At 62.1% G+C, this 16,036-nt stretch carries 15 protein-coding genes; 8 read left to right on the top strand and 7 right to left on the bottom strand.

Features of this window, described 5'->3' with window-relative positions; all coding sequences use genetic code 11:
- Positions 1-32: 32 nt before the first annotated feature.
- The 4 genes from rhlB (at position 33) to AC1RL5_RS07215 (ending at position 4,499) form a co-directional block, all read left to right on the top strand.
- Entirely contained in the window at positions 33-1,529 is a 1,497-nt protein-coding gene (rhlB, locus tag AC1RL5_RS07230) for an ATP-dependent RNA helicase RhlB (protein ID WP_015634252.1), read from the top strand.
- A 140-nt stretch (positions 1,530-1,669) separates the two neighbouring features.
- Positions 1,670-2,623, top strand: coding sequence for an ornithine cyclodeaminase family protein (locus AC1RL5_RS07225; RefSeq protein WP_072443071.1), 954 nt, complete (start codon positions 1,670-1,672; stop codon positions 2,621-2,623).
- A gap of 33 nt (positions 2,624-2,656) precedes the next feature.
- On the top strand, positions 2,657-3,796 hold the full coding sequence (locus AC1RL5_RS07220; RefSeq protein WP_145712681.1) for an NAD(P)/FAD-dependent oxidoreductase: 1,140 nt from the start codon (positions 2,657-2,659) through the stop codon (positions 3,794-3,796).
- A 73-nt stretch (positions 3,797-3,869) separates the two neighbouring features.
- Entirely contained in the window at positions 3,870-4,499 is a 630-nt protein-coding gene (locus AC1RL5_RS07215) for a helix-turn-helix transcriptional regulator (protein ID WP_011059395.1), read from the top strand.
- Positions 4,500-4,593: 94 nt separating this feature from the next.
- Here the strand turns inward: AC1RL5_RS07215 and AC1RL5_RS07210 are convergent, their stop codons facing one another.
- From AC1RL5_RS07210 to moaC, 4 genes are all read right to left on the bottom strand, one after another.
- Positions 4,594-5,370: an ABC transporter substrate-binding protein gene (locus AC1RL5_RS07210; RefSeq protein WP_019094752.1), complete on the bottom strand. Its 777-nt coding sequence runs from the start codon at positions 5,368-5,370 to the stop codon at positions 4,594-4,596.
- A gap of 218 nt (positions 5,371-5,588) precedes the next feature.
- On the bottom strand, positions 5,589-6,041 hold the full coding sequence (moaE, locus tag AC1RL5_RS07205; protein ID WP_015634248.1) for a molybdopterin synthase catalytic subunit MoaE: 453 nt from the start codon (positions 6,039-6,041) through the stop codon (positions 5,589-5,591).
- Position 6,042: 1 nt separating this feature from the next.
- Entirely contained in the window at positions 6,043-6,285 is a 243-nt protein-coding gene (locus AC1RL5_RS07200; RefSeq protein ID WP_011059392.1) for a MoaD/ThiS family protein, read from the bottom strand.
- Complete coding sequence (moaC, locus tag AC1RL5_RS07195; protein ID WP_492589200.1) at positions 6,282-6,755, bottom strand: cyclic pyranopterin monophosphate synthase MoaC; 474 nt, start codon at positions 6,753-6,755, stop codon at positions 6,282-6,284. The genes AC1RL5_RS07200 and moaC overlap by 4 nt, the downstream gene beginning before the upstream one ends.
- A 180-nt stretch (positions 6,756-6,935) precedes the next feature.
- On the opposite strand from moaC, the gene AC1RL5_RS07190 reads away from it, so the two are divergent.
- A complete protein-coding gene (locus AC1RL5_RS07190) occupies positions 6,936-7,382 on the top strand; it encodes a DMT family transporter (RefSeq protein WP_093404592.1) in 447 nt (148 codons plus the stop codon).
- A gap of 9 nt (positions 7,383-7,391) precedes the next feature.
- Here the strand turns inward: AC1RL5_RS07190 and AC1RL5_RS07185 are convergent, their stop codons facing one another.
- The 3 genes from AC1RL5_RS07185 to AC1RL5_RS07175 all read right to left on the bottom strand — a co-directional run bounded on the left by AC1RL5_RS07185 (position 7,392) and on the right by AC1RL5_RS07175 (position 11,289).
- On the bottom strand, positions 7,392-8,309 hold the full coding sequence (locus AC1RL5_RS07185) for a LysR substrate-binding domain-containing protein (protein WP_492589198.1): 918 nt from the start codon (positions 8,307-8,309) through the stop codon (positions 7,392-7,394).
- A 114-nt stretch (positions 8,310-8,423) separates the two neighbouring features.
- Positions 8,424-9,818, bottom strand: coding sequence for a PhoH family protein (locus AC1RL5_RS07180; RefSeq protein WP_011059380.1), 1,395 nt, complete (start codon positions 9,816-9,818; stop codon positions 8,424-8,426).
- Positions 9,819-10,164: 346 nt separating this feature from the next.
- Complete coding sequence (locus AC1RL5_RS07175) at positions 10,165-11,289, bottom strand: polysaccharide deacetylase family protein (RefSeq protein ID WP_103407899.1); 1,125 nt, start codon at positions 11,287-11,289, stop codon at positions 10,165-10,167.
- Between the two features lie 211 nt (positions 11,290-11,500).
- On the opposite strand from AC1RL5_RS07175, the gene yaaA reads away from it, so the two are divergent.
- The 3 genes from yaaA to alg8 all read left to right on the top strand — a co-directional run bounded on the left by yaaA (position 11,501) and on the right by alg8 (position 16,034).
- Positions 11,501-12,280, top strand: coding sequence for a peroxide stress protein YaaA (gene yaaA, locus AC1RL5_RS07170; protein ID WP_011059378.1), 780 nt, complete (start codon positions 11,501-11,503; stop codon positions 12,278-12,280).
- Positions 12,281-13,093: 813 nt separating this feature from the next.
- A complete protein-coding gene (locus tag AC1RL5_RS07165) occupies positions 13,094-14,410 on the top strand; it encodes a nucleotide sugar dehydrogenase (protein ID WP_072451219.1) in 1,317 nt (438 codons plus the stop codon).
- A gap of 142 nt (positions 14,411-14,552) precedes the next feature.
- Positions 14,553-16,034 (top strand): mannuronan synthase, encoded by a 1,482-nt coding sequence (alg8, locus tag AC1RL5_RS07160; protein WP_072451220.1) that lies wholly within the window; start codon positions 14,553-14,555, stop codon positions 16,032-16,034.
- The last annotated feature ends 2 nt before the right edge of the window (positions 16,035-16,036 follow it).

Below are 16,036 nucleotides of genomic sequence, written 5' to 3'. Positions count from 1 at the left end.
GGCCGGCGTACATTCCTTAACCAATTGATGAGATGACCGTGCTCAAAGCACTCAAGAAAATCTTCGGTAAAAGCGAGGCTGAGCCGCTCGCGCCAAGCCCCAGTGCCCCCTCCCCCAGTTCCAGCAGCCGTCATGACGGCCGTCAGCCGGAACGGAGCGCACCCGCTACCGCAGCTAAAAAAGAACCGGTGAACACACCGGCCACCCCTTCCGCTCCCAAAGCCCCACGCCAAGAGAAGCCCAAGGCCGAGCAACCCAAAGCTGAGCAGCCGCGTCGCCCGCGCGCGCCGAAACCGCCGGTCAGCACCTGGAAACTCGAAGACTTCGTGGTCGAACCCCAGGAAGGCAAGACCCGCTTCCACGACTTCAAGCTCGCTCCGGAACTGATGCACGCCATCCAGGACCTGGGCTTTCCCTATTGCACGCCAATCCAGGCCCAGGTGCTGGGCTATACCCTGGCGGGCAAGGACGCCATCGGCCGGGCCCAGACCGGTACCGGCAAGACCGCCGCATTCCTGGTGTCGATCATCACCCAGCTGCTGCAGACCCCGCCGCCCAAGGAGCGCTACATGGGCGAACCACGGGCGCTGATCATCGCTCCGACCCGGGAGTTGGTGGTACAGATCGCCAAGGATGCCGCGGCGCTGACCAAGTACACCGGCCTCAACGTCATGACCTTCGTTGGCGGCATGGATTTCGACAAGCAGCTCAAGCACCTGGAAGCGCGCCACTGCGACATCCTGGTCGCCACCCCGGGCCGCCTGCTGGACTTCAACCAGCGCGGCGATGTGCACCTGGACATGGTCGAAGTGATGGTGCTGGACGAAGCCGACCGCATGCTCGACATGGGCTTCATCCCGCAGGTACGGCAGATCATTCGCCAGACGCCCCCCAAGAGCGAGCGCCAGACCCTGCTGTTCTCCGCCACCTTCACCGAAGACGTGATGAACCTGGCCAAGCAATGGACCACCGACCCGGCCATCGTCGAGATCGAAGCCGAGAACGTCGCCAACGCCAACGTCGAACAGCACATCTATGCCGTGGCCGGCGCCGACAAGTACAAGCTGCTGTACAACCTGGTCACCGACAACGGCTGGGAACGGGTGATGGTCTTCGCCAACCGCAAGGATGAAGTGCGACGCATCGAGGAACGCCTGGTACGCGATGGGGTGAACGCCGCCCAGCTGTCCGGCGACGTGCCGCAGCACAAGCGGATCAAGACCCTGGAAGGCTTCCGCGAAGGCAAGATCCGGGTCCTGGTGGCCACCGACGTGGCCGGCCGCGGCATCCACATCGACGGCATCAGCCACGTGATCAACTTCACCCTGCCGGAAGTGCCGGACGACTACGTGCACCGCATCGGCCGGACCGGTCGCGCCGGTGCCGACGGCGTATCCATCAGCTTCGCCGGCGAAGACGACTCCTACCAGCTGCCATCGATCGAAGCCCTGCTGGGCCGCAAGATCAGCTGCGAAATGCCGCCCGCCGAACTGCTGCGCCCGGTGGAGCGCAAGCGCCCGCAAGCCTGACGGCCGGCGCTCCCGCAGCGCCCCGGCAACCTGAAGAAACGCAGCCCGACCACAGGCTGCGTTTTTTTTCGCCTGGATATTGCCCGCCAAAACTAAAAGTCCATAATAGACAAATTAGTTTAAATCCTGGGAGCCTTTGCATGTCCAGCACGCCTTACGTGATTGCCCGCCCCGAGGCCCGTCAATTGCTCGAACGCATCGACGTGCCGCAGATCCTGCGCAAACTGTTCCGCGACCTGGCTGCCGGGCTCGCCGTGCAACCGGCGCAGCAACTGGTGGAGTTTCCCCAGGGGGCCGGCGACTTCATCAATTACCTGGGGGTGCTGGCCGAAGACCGGGTGTACGGGGTCAAGACCTCGCCCTACATCGTCCGTACCGAAGGCGCGCTGGTCACCGCCTGGACGTTGCTGATGTCCATGGACAGCGGCCAGCCGTTGCTGCTGTGCGACGCCGCCGAACTGACCACCGCCCGTACCGCGGCCACCACAGCGGTCGCGGTCGACGCCCTGGCGCCCCCCACAACCCGGCACCTGGCGATCATCGGTAGCGGCGCGGTGGCCCAGGCGCACTTGCGCTATGTGCAGGACCTGCGCCCCTGGCAGAGCATCCGCCTCTACTCCCCGAGCCTGGCGAACAAGCCCGCCGCGGAGCTTGCCCGCCTGCAAGCCCTCGACCCGCGCTTGCAACTGGTGGCCCGGCTTGAGGACGCCACCGAGGGCGCCGACGTGATCATGCTCTGCACCTCGTCCGCCGGACCCGTGCTGGATCCGAGCAGCCTCGGCAAGCCGGCGCTGATCACCTCCATCAGCACCAATGCGCCACGGGCCCACGAAGTGCCGCCCGCGGCCCTGGCACAGATGCAGGTCTACTGCGACTACCGGCGCACCACGCCGGGCTGCGCCGGTGAAATGCTGATCGCCAGCGAACAGCACGGCTGGGACAGTGCGGCGATTCTCGGCGACCTGCCGGAGTTGCTCAGCGAACAGGCCCCGCTCCCGGATGCCGAACGCCCGGTGTTCTTCCGTTCCATCGGCCTGGGCCTGGAAGACATCGCCCTGGCCAATGCCCTGTACCACCTGCGGCGCCCGCAGTAACCACTGCTGCTCGCCCCTATTGCGGAGCTTCGAATGATCCAGGCAGATTTCATCATCATTGGCGGCGGTATCGCCGGAGCGTCCACCGGCTACTGGCTGTCGCCCCATGGCCGGGTGGTTGTGCTGGAGCGTGAATCCCATCCCGCCTATCACTCCACCGGCCGCTCCGCAGCGCTCTATACCGCCGCCTACGGCACCGCCCAGGTGCGCGCCCTGACCCTGGCCAGCCGGGCCTTCTTCGACCAGCCGCCGCAGGGTTTCTGCGAGCACCCGCTGCTGACCCCGCGGGGTGAAATGACCGTGGACTTCAACGGTGATCCGGCCGAGCTGAACAACCAGTACCTGAGCGCCAGGGCCACGGTGCCGGAGATGCAACTGCTGAGCGCCGACGAAGCCTGCGCGCGCCTGCCGATCCTGCGCCGGGAAAAGGTCCATGGCGCGCTCTACGACCCCAGCGCCAGCGATATTGACACCGACGCCCTGCACCAGGGCTACCTGCGGGGCATCCGCCGCAACCAGGGCCAGGTCTGCACCGACCATGAGGTGCTGGGGATCGAGCGCGACAGCCAAGGGCAGTGGCAGGTGCGAACGGCCGCTCAGGCGTTCAGTGCGCCGGTGTTGATCAATGCCGCCGGGGCCTGGGCCGACCACATCGGCACAATGGCCGGAGCCCGCGCCCTGGGCCTGCAGCCCAAGCGCCGCGCGGCTTTCATCTTCGCCGCCGCCGAAGGCCTGGACTTTCACCACTGGCCAATGCTGGTGAGCCTGGATGAATCCTTCTACATGAAGCCCGACGCCGGCATGTTCCTCGGCTCACCGGCCAATGCCGATCCGGTTGAACCCCACGATGTGCAACCCGAAGAACTGGACATTGCCCTGGGTATCCACCAGATCGAAGAAGCCACCACCCTGAGCATCCGTCGTCCAACCCGGACCTGGGCCGGGCTGCGCAGCTTTGTCAGCGACGGCGATCTGCTGGCCGGTTTCGACCTGCAGGTTCCGGGGCTGTTCTGGGTTGCCGGCCAGGGCGGCTACGGTATCCAGACCTCGCCGGCCATGGGCCAGGCCAGCGCCGCCCTGGTGCGAGGTGCCCCCTTGCCGGAACACCTGACCCGCTTCGGCCTCACGCCTGACATGCTCTCCCCGGCCCGCCTCGACCGAACCACCGGTTGAGGCGCCCCCAACGATTGCGGCACACTCCCAGCGCCCGCTGCCGGCGGGCGCTGAAGCTGCCTGGAGTACGACCATGACCTCACCTGCAAAGGACCCTGCCCTGGACAATTTCCGGGCGATTGCCGATGCCATTGCCACCCTGTTCTTCCCCCATGCCGAGGTGGTGCTCCACGACCTGCGTACACAGAAGATCGACTACATCGCCAACAACCTGTCCAAACGCGAAGTGGGCGACGACGCAGCCCTGGAAGACCTGCTCAGTGGCGACCGCGACGAGCGCAACATCGGCCCCTATGAAAAACTCAACTGGGACGGACAGAAGATCCGCAGCCTCAGCAGCGTGCTGCGCGACAGCCAAGGCCAGCCCCAGGCGGTGCTGTGCATCAACCTGAACATCTCGCTGTTCGAAAACGCCAAGGCGGCGCTGGACCTGTTTCTGTCGCCGAGCAAACTGATTCCCCAGCCCGACTCGCTGTTTCGCGATGACTGGCAGGAGCGGATCAACACCTTCCTGCACAACTGGCTGCGCGAGCGCCAGCTGGGGCTGAACCTGCTGACCCGCGATCACAAGCGCGAACTGGTGCTGGCGCTGCACGCCGAGGGCGCCTTCAAGGGCAAGAGCGCCTCCAACTACGTGGCCAACGTGCTGAACATGGGCCGGGCGACGGTGTACAAGCACCTGAAGGAATTGAAGGGACAATAAAGGTTCGCGAGCAAGCTCGCTCCTACGCGGAATTGCACAACACCTGTAGGAGCGAGCTCGCTCGCGAAGGCGTCCTCAAGAACGCCACAATGTCTCAATCCCCATAGATATCCGACTTGAAGTACTTGGCCTGGATCTTCTGATATTCACCATTGGCCCGAATATCATCGATGGCCTTGTTCAACTCGCCCACCAGTTCACTGTTGCCCTTGCGCACGGCAATCCCGGCGCCCTCGCCGACGTACTTCGGATCTTTGAGCTCAGGCCCGACAAAGGCGTAGTCGGCCCCCCGGGGCATCGACAGAAAGTCGGCCAGCGGAATGCTGTCGGCAAAGATCGCGTCCAGGCGCCCGGCCGCCAGGTCCATGTAGATCTCCTCGTTGTTGCTGTAGCGCACCACCTTGATGCCCTTGGGCTCGAACACCTCCGTGGCATAGCGGTCGGTGGTGGTGGAGCGCTGCACGCCCACGGTCTTGCCCTTGAGGCTGGCGTACTGGTCGTCCACCTCGGCGCCCTTCTTCATCACCAGGCGCGACGACGTGAAGTAGTACTTGTGGGTGAAATCCACGGATTTGCGGCGCTCGGCGGTAATGGTCATGGAGGACAGCGCAGCGTCGATCTTCTTCACCTTTAGCGAAGGAATCAGGCCGTCGAACTCGCCCTCGATCCACTCGCACTTGACCTGCATCTGCGCGCACAGGGCATTGCCGATGTCGTAGTCGAAACCACCGATCTTGCCCTCGGCGGTCTTGAAGGCAAATGGCGGGTACGCCGCCTCGATGCCCAGGCGCAGGGTCTTTTCGGCCGCGAACAGGCTGCTGCACGCCAACAGGCTCAAGGCCAGGCCACTGATCAGGGGGAGTTTTTTCATGTTCGTTCTCTCGCGGGTTGTTGTTGGTTTGGCAAGACAGAAAGAAGAGGAGAAACAGGCGACGCTTTATTTGTACTTGTTAATCCATACTGGACTTTTACGTACATATCGTCAACGACGCGCGCAACGACTTATCTCCAGCGGTCGGCGGGAACAGTCGCAGTCGATTGCAGGTTGGATTGCGGCGGGCTCAGGCGCCGCCGGCAAGTATCAGGGGATCAGTCTTTCCAGCGCGCGGCCGCCGCATGGTCGCTGTCGCGACCTTCGACCCAGCGCGGGCCGTCGGCGGTGTTTTCCTTTTTCCAGAAAGGCGCCCGGGTCTTCAGGTAATCCATGACAAAGGCACAGGCATCGAACGCAGCCTGGCGATGGGCACTGGCCGCACCGACAAACACAATGGGCTCGCCCGGCTCCAGGGCGCCGATGCGGTGCAGCACTTCCAGTTGCAACAGCGGCCAGCGCTGCTCGGCTTCGGCGGCGATCTTGCCCAGGGCCTTTTCGGTCATGCCAGGGTAGTGCTCAAGAAACATGCCGTGGACATCCTGCCCATCATTGAAATCGCGCACGTAGCCGACAAAGCTGACCACCGCACCCACCCCGGTATCCGCGGCGTGCATGGCGTTGACTTCAGCCCCGGGATCGAACGCTGCTGACTGCACTCGAATCGCCATCTCAACCTCCGGTCACCGTGGGAAAAAACGCCACTTCGTCGCCGTCTTCCAGGGGTTCGTCCAGCTGGCACAGCTCTTCATTGCGGGCGCACATCAGGTTCTGCTCGGCCAATACCTCGGCCCCGTCCCGGGACAGCAACGCCTGGCGCACATCCTCGACCTGCTGGAACACGCCTTCGATCTCCAGCCCGTCAATGCCCAGGGCCTCGCGGTAGCGAGCGAAAAATTTCACCGAGATCTTCATGCCTGATCCGCCTGGTAATGGCCGCTCTTGCCGCCGAGCTTCTCCAGCACCCGAACACTGTCGATGGTCATGCCCCGGTCCACCGCCTTGCACATGTCATAGATGGTCAGCGCGGCGACGCTGGCGGCGGTCAGCGCCTCCATTTCCACCCCGGTCTGCCCCGATAGCTTGCAACGCGCAACGATGTGCACGCAGTCCTCGCCTTCGGCACTGAGCTCGACCTTGACACTGGTAAGCATCAACGGATGGCACAGGGGGATCAGGTCACTGGTTTTCTTTGCCGCCTGGATCCCGGCGATACGCGCCACGGCGAATACATCGCCCTTGGGGTGACCGCCGCTGACGATCATCTGCAGGGTTTGCGGGAACATGCGTACCCGCGCTTCGGCCACCGCCTCGCGAAAGGTCACGGCCTTGTCGGTGACGTCGACCATATTGGCGCGCCCCTGGGAATCGAGATGAGTCAGCACAGCGTTACTCCTGATCTGGTGGCGGCGATTGTAAACCCGCGGGTCAGTTTTTCGCACGGGGCATCTGCCCGCGCCAAACGGCAATCAGCCCGACGAATATCCCGCATTAGAACAACGAATTGGAGCCCGACGGCGGATAAACGTACAACAGTGCCTACGTTCAAAAAAGGAAGTCGCTCCATGGCCTTGTTCGTTTCGATCCTGCTCAGCCTGCTCGCCGGTTTCGCCGTGCCCCTCCAGGCGGGCACCAACGCCCGCCTGGGCACCCTGCTGGGGCATCCACTGTGGGCCACCGGCGTTTCGCTGCTGGTCAGCCTGCTGGTGCTGGGGAGCCTGCTGCTGTTGATCAAGGTGCCCAAGCCCAATCTCGTGGCCGCACTGCAAGGCCCCTGGTGGATCTGGATGGGCGGCCTGGCCGGGGTGCTCTACATCACCGTGGCGCTGTTGATGGCGCCCCGCCTGGGGGCGCTGAACTTCATCATGGCGGTGATCATCGGCCAGTTGCTGATCTCGCTGATCATCGACTACTTCGGGCTGGTGGGCCTGCCGCGCAAGGACATCAGCCTGCAGAAGCTGATCGGCGTGCTGGTGGTGATCGGCGGTTTCGTCATTACCACCCGGGGCTGAGGGGCCGTCTCAGTCCTGGGCCGCGCTGGCCAGCCGGATCTGCTCACGCAACCAGCGATGCGCCAGGTCATCGCTGAAACGCGAATGCCAGATCTGCACGAACTTGAAGGGCGCAATATTCAGCGGTGGGGTCAAACGCAGCAGCCCGGGCTGCAGCGGGATCTCGTCCAGGGTGCGGCTGGCCACGGTGAGGATCAGGTCGGTGCCGCGGATCAGGTTCGGCGCCGCGCCCCAATGAGGCACGCTGACCGCAATCTGTCGCAGCAGGCCTTCGTCTGCCAGGCACTGATCGACCTCACCATTGAAGCAACCATCCATCGATACCTGCAAATGCGGGCGCGCCAGATAGGTGCTCAAGTCCAGGCTTTGCTCCTCGCCCAAGGTGCTGCCATCCACCAGGCAAGAGAAGGTCTCTTCAAACAGAACCTCCTTGACGATCTCTCCCCCGAGGCTGGGAAACACCCCCAGTGCCAGGTCGATCTGGCCTTGGGCAATCTGCTCGGACATCTGGTGCCGGCTGCCCTGGGTCACCACCAGGCGCATCAGTGGCGCCTCGCCGCGCAGGCGCACCAACAACCGGGGAAGGACAATGGCCGCTGCATAATCCGACATCGTCAGGTGAAAGATCCGCTGGGAGGTGGCCGGGTCGAAATCCAGAGATTTGCCGAGCAAGGTTTCGATCTGGCTGAGAATCTCCCTGAGAGGTGCCTGCAGGCTGCGGGCCAACGGGCTGAGCAGCACGTCATTGCCCTGGCGGATCAGCAGCGGATCATCCAGCATCACCCGCAGCTTGCCCAGGGAATGGCTGATGGCCGGCTGGCTCAGGTGCAGGCGCTCGCCGGTGCGAGTCACATGTTTTTCTGTCAGCAAGGCATCGAGGATTACCAACAGATTCAGGTCGATATTGCGCAGGGAGACGCGAGTCATCCGGTGTTTTCCAACTGGGGAACGCTCGGCGGCGGGAGCGCAGGATAACCCGAGGCCCGGGCCCGGATACAAAACGGGCGACCCGAAGGCCGCCCGTGCTGGAAGCAAATGGCGTTACAGATGGCTCTCCGCGTATTCCGCCAGGATCGAGCGCGGCACCCCTTGCAGGGTGATGTGCACGCCGTTGGGGAAGTCCTTGAAACGTTCGGTGAGGTAGGTCAGGCCAGAACTGGTGGCCGACAGGTAGGGGGTATCGATCTGTGCCAGGTTGCCCAGGCACACCACTTTGGAACCGGCGCCGGCACGGGTGATGATGGTCTTCATCTGGTGCGGGGTGAGGTTCTGGCATTCGTCGATCAGGATCAGGCTCTGCTGGAAGCTGCGGCCGCGAATGTAGTTCAGGGATTTGAACTGCAACGGCACCTTGCTGAGGATGTAGTCGACGCTGCCGTGAGTGTTCTCGTCATCCATGTGCAGGGCTTCGAGGTTGTCGGTGATGGCGCCCAGCCAGGGTTCCATCTTCTCCGCCTCGGTGCCGGGCAGGAAGCCGATCTCCTGGTCCAGCCCCTGCACGCTGCGGGTGGCGATGATGCGCCGGTAGCGCTTGCTGACCATGGTCTGCTCGATAGCGGCGGCCAGGGCCAGGATGGTCTTGCCCGAGCCCGCGGCGCCGGACAGGTTGACCAGGTGGATATCCGGATCGAGCAGCGCGTACAGCGCCAGGCCCTGATAGATGTCCCGCGGTTTCAGGCCCCAGGCTTCCTGGTGCAACAGGGGTTCCTGATGCAGGTCGAGGATCAGCAGCACATCGGCGCGGATTTCCTTGATCCAGCCGACAAAGCCCTGTTCGTCGATGATGAATTCATTGATGTGCACCGCCGGCAGGTTGTCGATCAACTGCACCTGGTGCCAGGTACGGCCATGGTCCTGGCGGGTTTCCACCTTGCTTACGCGGTCCCAGAACGAGCCGCTCATGTTGTGGAAACCATTGGGCAGCAGGGAAACGTCGTCCACCAACTGGTCGGTGCTGTAGTCCTCGGCGGCGATCCCGCAGGCCCGCGCCTTGAGGCGCATGTTGATATCTTTGGTCACCAGCACCACGGGCAGGTCCTTGTTGCGCGCGTGCAGGTCGATCAACTGGTTGATGATGATGTTGTCGTTGAGGTTGTCCGGCAACAGGCTGGTGGGCTCGTTGCGCTTGCTCATGAGGATCGACAGCAAGCCCTTGGGCCCGCTCTTGCCACGCTGGATCGGTACACCCAGCTCGACGTCCTCGGGTGAGGCTTCACCCAGGGTCTTGTCGATCAGGCGGATGGCCTGGCGGCATTCGGCGGCCACGCTGTGATGCCCGCTCTTGAGCTTGTCCAGCTCTTCGAGGACGGTCATGGGGATGGCGACGTGGTGTTCTTCGAAATTCAGTAAGGCGTTTGGATCGTGAATCAATACATTGGTATCGAGTACATAAAGGATTGGCTGGTTGGAAGAAGAGCTACGTCCGTGGTCATCCATACTCGGTCACCTTATGTGGGAGCCAGTCGACGCAATACCATGGGGTATCGCGCCTCGAAGGGCCACCGAATTCACCCGCGGGGGTTCAGGTGACCTGCACACACAAGGAGTCTTGGGAGACGCCACCTGTGTCGCAGGTTTCGGCGGTCTGAGTTCGTAATACTCCAAAAACCGTGACAGGAAAAAGCACTTTGACGCTTTTTTGATGTTTATTTTGCAGAGTGACGAATAGCCCTTGGCGAGTGGCCCGGGCACCGTTAAAGTCGGAAGTCCGCCTGCCTCGAAATCCCGCTGTTTTTCCCCTCTTCAGCCGCCATTTTTCCCTGTTTGCGCAGGCTGTTTCGTTTCAGCGAAATGCATCCTGGCAGTCTTCCCAACCGATGCCGCTCTGCGCGGTCTGGGCCAGCAACCAGGGCAGGCTGCTCTTGACCCCATCCTGCTTGGCATTGAAGGCGATCACCCCGCGTCGCCACAACAGCATCAAGGTCAACACTCTTTGCCCGCTGTCCTCGGCCTTGAGCTTGCCGGCGCCGTCCTGGGCGTCGATGTCCCATAGCGCCACCTGCATGCCCTGGGCATTGAAGAAGCCCTGGGCGTCGGCGCGACGCTGGCCATAGGGCGGGCGGAACAGCGGCACGTAGTTTTCCGGCAGCTTGCTTTTCACCAGGTCGGCGCTGCGCTGGATCGAGTACTGCCAGTCCTGCCAATGGCTGTGGGAACGGAATTCCCACCCCTGGACCCCAACGCACTGCCGGGAATACAGGGATTGCAGGCTGGCCACCGAAGCCTTGTCGAGACGGTTCTGGATATCGTTGCCAAGAACGAAGAAGGTACCGCTGAGGTTGGCCTTGCGCAGGTAGTTGGTGAGCCAGGGCGTGTTGTCCGGCGTCAGGTTGGCGGCGCTGTCGAAGGTCAGCAGAAACAGCCGGTCATTGAGCTCGTCGCCATTGCGCTCGTAGTCGCCAAAGCGCAGCACTTCGCTGCTGGTCTGCGGTGACAGCGCGGCCTTGCGCAGCAATTCGTCCAGGTACTGCTCGTGGAAGGTCCGGCTCGGCTCGCCCCAACGCGCGTAGTAGGAGTCCTGCGCCAGATGGAACTTGCCGGCCTGCTTGCGCAACTGCTGCATGTTTTCCACCAGGTAACAGAAGGACGCGTCCTGATCGCAGCTCTGCTGGGCGAAGTTGTAGTTATCCAGCAGGCGCTGCCACAGATGCTCGCGCAGCTCAGTGATCGCCTCCATATTGATCATCCGCAGGCCCAGGCGCTGCTTCATCGAGGCCTCGTCCCAGGCTTCGCTGATCAGCAAGGCGCGAGCGAAGGTGAGGATCTCGGCCCGCGAGGCGACGTCGAACAGGGTCGGATTGTCGAGCTTTTCCGGCCAGGTACTGCGGTCCAGGGTCGCCACATCATTGGGCGCTGCCAGCACGCTGAAACTCAGAAGCCAGGCCGAGAAAAGAAACGCGATACGCAAAAGGGATGCCTCCAGAACAAAACCCGCGCCGCACTATAGCCGATCTGTGCCAGGAATCAGGGCCCCTTCGCCGGCAAGCCGGCTCCTACAGGCTCGTGCAGGAGCCGGCTTGCCGGCGAACCGCGATCAGCGGTCATGACTATCGCCATCATAGGTGGAGTCCGGGCGCCCGAGCCCCTAGAATCCCCCGACGCCAAAAGGAGACGACCCCATGCTGATGGTGATTTCACCCGCCAAGACCCTCGATTACGAAACACCGCCGGTTACCCAGCGCTTCACCCAGCCGCAATACCTCGACCACTCCCAGGAACTGATCCAGCAACTGCGGGAACTGACCCCGGCGCAGATCAGCGAACTGATGCACGTATCCGACAAGATCGGCGGGCTCAATGCCGCGCGCTTCGGTAGCTGGACCCCGGCCTTCACTCCAGACAACGCCAAGCAGGCCCTGCTGGCGTTCAAGGGCGACGTCTATACCGGACTCAACGCCGAAACCCTCAGCGAGGCGGATTTCGACTACGCCCAGCAACACCTGCGCATGCTTTCCGGCCTGTACGGCCTGCTGCGCCCCCTGGACCTGATGCAGCCCTATCGCCTGGAAATGGGCACCAAGCTGGCCAACGCCCGGGGCAAGGACCTGTATGCCTTCTGGGGCACCCGCATCAGCGAATGGCTGAACGAGGCCCTGGCCGAGCAAGGTGACGACCTGCTGCTGAACCTGGCTTCCAACGAGTACTTCTCGGCGGTCAAGCGCACGGCCCTGAACGCGCGGATCATCAATACCGAGTTCAAGGACCTGAAGAACGGCCAGTACAAGATCATCAGTTTCTATGCCAAGAAAGCCCGTGGCCTGATGAGCCGCTTCGTCATCCAGGAGCGCATCAACGACCCCGCTCAGCTCAAGCAATTCGACGTCCAGGGCTACCGCTTCAGCGCGGAGCAGTCCAAAGCCGACAACCTGGTATTCCTGCGCGACCACGCACCGGAATAAAGCGTTCCCCTGCCGCGCTCGTTTCCAACCGGCGAGCGCGCCAGAATGTGATCATCCGCACATTCCCCGCCTTTAATAAGCCAATTTCTTGGCGCCATAGAACTTTCAGCGTTTTGCCTAACTTTTATTTCACTCGACAGCCCTGATTTTTTTCAGTAGTGGCACCACTTTTTTTATTCGGTAGTGGCACAAAAATATCCCCTCGCTTCAACTCCCCATAACTAAAGGCTCAAACCGTTAGTGCTATCAGTTTGAGAGCAGTGCCATCTTTCTCAATATTTCAAGAAATTTCGAAAAACAGGATGAGCGGGCAGGAACTATGCCTTCAGACACCGCTCATACCACCGGTAACGATTCTCAACGAGGTTGTAGGAGATGACTTACACGGACTCACGAGGAACTAATCAAGTTTCAACATTGATTTGACCAACGAGTCACAAACTTGAACTAAAGGGTAAACAAACGGAGATAAGGCACCTCAACTATCCCCTAACGAGCCAAGGAACAGCTGGCCTTCAAGGCCCTCGAAAACAACTGGAGAGCCCGTACTACGTGGCATCCAGCCATCCACAGGAACGCGGATGGTTTTTCTCGAGAGGCCTGCAGCAGGAGCCGCCGGCAACATTCAAGGGCAAGTCAAAACAACATGGATCGGTTGCGCACAACTTGAGTGCATTTATTTAGTCACTCGGAACTTAGTCTGCCTGCACACGGCACTACAGCGTACCTCGCTGGACTTCCGAGTGCACAACAACAGCTGGCAAACATTAACTCCGGCCATCTAATGGCGTGAATAACACAGAGGTAAATGCGATGCGCATCAGCATATTTGGTTTGGGTTACGTCGGTGCAGTATGTGCCGGTTGCCTGTCCGCACGGGGCCATGAAGTGGTTGGCGTAGATATCTCCAAAGACAAGATCGACCTGATCAACGCCGGCAAGTCGCCGATCGTCGAACCGGGCCTGGGCGAACTTCTGGCGCAAGGAATCCAGACTGCTCGTCTGCGTGGCACCACCAACTTCGCCGAGGCCATTCGCGATACCGACCTGTCGATGATCTGCGTCGGTACCCCGAGCAAGAAGAACGGCGACCTGGAACTGGACTACATCGAATCGGTGTGCCGCGAGATCGGTTTCGTCCTGCGCGACAAGGCCACCCGCCACACCATCGTGGTGCGCAGCACCGTGCTGCCGGGCACCGTGAAGAACGTGGTGATCCCGATCCTCGAAGACTGCTCGGGCAAGAAGGCCGGGGTGGATTTCGGCGTTGCGGTGAACCCCGAGTTCCTGCGTGAAAGCACCGCGATCAAGGACTACGACTTCCCGCCCATGACCGTGATCGGCCAGTTCGACCAGGCCTCCGGTGATGTGCTGCAAGCGCTGTACGAAGAGCTCGATGCACCGATCATCCGCAAGGACATCGAAGTCGCCGAGATGATCAAGTACACCTGCAACGTCTGGCACGCCACCAAGGTCACCTTCGCCAACGAGATCGGCAACATCGCCAAGGCGGTGGGCGTGGACGGCCGTGAAGTGATGGACGTGGTCTGCCAGGACAAGACCCTCAACCTGTCCCAGTACTACATGCGCCCGGGCTTCGCCTTCGGCGGCTCGTGCCTGCCCAAGGACGTGCGCGCCCTGACCTACCGCGCCGGCTCCCTGGACATTGAGGCGCCCCTGCTCAACTCGCTGATGCGCAGCAATGAATCCCAGGTGCAGAACGCCTTCGACATCGTTTCCAGCCATGACAAGCGCAAGGTCGCCCTGCTGGGCCTGAGCTTCAAGGCCGGCACCGACGACCTGCGCGAGAGCCCGCTGGTGGAACTGGCGGAAATGCTCATCGGCAAGGGCTTCGACCTGAGCATCTACGACAGCAACGTCGAGTACGCCCGGGTTCACGGCGCCAACAAGGACTACATCGAGTCGAAGATCCCCCACGTTTCGTCCCTGCTCAACTCGGACTTCGACGCGGTAATCGGCAAGTCCGACGTGATCATTCTCGGCAACCGCGACGAGAAGTTCCGCGCCCTGGCCGAAGACGTGCCCCACGGCAAGCAGGTCATCGACCTGGTGGGCTTCATGTCCAAGGCTACCTGCAGCAAAGGCCGTACCGAAGGGATCTGCTGGTAAGGGTTCGCCAGCCAGCCGGCTCCTACCCCATCCCCGTAGGAGCTGGCTGGCCAGCGATCTGGCCCTCCCAGATCTCCATGCCTGCCTTAACCCCCCTCGGGCCACCCCACAGGCTCGCCCGAGACCTTGATGGACGCAGATTATGCACAGGCTAAAGCACGGCCTGCTTCAGGCCGCCGGTTGGCTGTTCTACTTGAGTTTGCTGATGGGCATGGCCTTGTTGCTGCCCGCCTCGACCTTCGACTCACAGTCCAAGGACTTCATTTTCCTGATTGGCGCCGTGGGCATCTGGCGCTACTCGATGGGTGCCACGCACTTCGTGCGCGGCATGCTGTTTCTCTACGTGGTCTACCCGCACCTGCGGCGCAAGGTGCGCAAGCTCGGCAGCGCGGCGGACCCGTCCCATGTGTACCTGATGGTCACCAGCTTCCGGATCGACGCGCTGACCACCGCCCAGGTCTACGGCTCGGTCATCCGTGAAGCCATCGACTGCGGCTTCCCCACCACCGTGGTCTGCTCGATCGTGGAAATGTCCGACGAACTGCTGGTGAAAAGCCTGTGGGCGCGGATGAACCCGCCGGAGCGGGTCAAGCTGGACTTCGTGCGCATTCCCGGCACCGGCAAGCGTGATGGCCTGGCCTTCGGCTTTCGTGCCATCTCCCGCCACCTGCCGGACAGCCGCGCCGTGGTAGCGGTGATCGACGGTGACACCGTGCTCGGCGAAGGCGTGGTACGCAAGACCGTGCCCTGGTTCCAGCTGTTCGGCAATGTCGGCGGCCTGACCACCAACGAATTCTGCGAAGTGCGCGGCGGCTACATCATGAGCGAATGGCACAAGCTGCGCTTCGCCCAGCGCCACATCAACATGTGCTCCATGGCCCTGTCCAAGCGCGTGCTGACCATGACCGGGCGCATGTCGGTATTCCGCGCCACCGTGGTCACCGACCCGGACTTCATCGCCGACGTGGAAAGCGACTCCCTGCAGCACTGGCGCCTGGGCCGCTTCAAGTTCCTTACCGGCGACGACAAATCCAGCTGGTTCAGCCTGATGCGCCTGGGCTACGACACCTTCTACGTGCCTGACGCGGCAATCAACACCGTGGAGCACCCGCCGGAGAAGAGCTTCATCAAGGCCAGCCGCAAGCTGATGTTCCGCTGGTACGGCAACAACCTGCGGCAGAACTCCCGGGCCCTCGGCCTGGGCATGAAACGCCTGGGGCTGTTCACCAGTGTGGTGCTGTTCGACCAGCGCGTGTCGATGTGGACCTCGCTGCTGGGCCTGACCGTGGCGATCATCGCCAGCTTCAAGTACGGCACTGCCTTCATCCTGGCCTACCTGCTGTGGATCGGCATTACCCGCCTGATCCTGACCCTGCTGCTGTCCTGCTCGGGGCACCGCATCGGCCCGGCCTACCCCTTGATTCTCTATTACAACCAGATCGTCGGCGCGCTGGTGAAGATCTACGTGTTCTTCCGCCTCGACCAGCAATCCTGGACCCGCCAGGACACCAAGCTGACCCGCGACCTGGCCAGTTTTCAACGTTGGTTCAACACCTGGTCGTCTCGGACCATGACCTTCTCGGCCGGCAGCGTGTTCGTCGCTGTCCTGCTGCTGATGGTCTGAAC

The organism is Pseudomonas sp. GW822-FHT06D10, from assembly GCF_058799535.1.
Note: the sequence above shows the minus strand (reverse complement) of the source record. Positions and strands in the feature narration are given on the sequence as shown.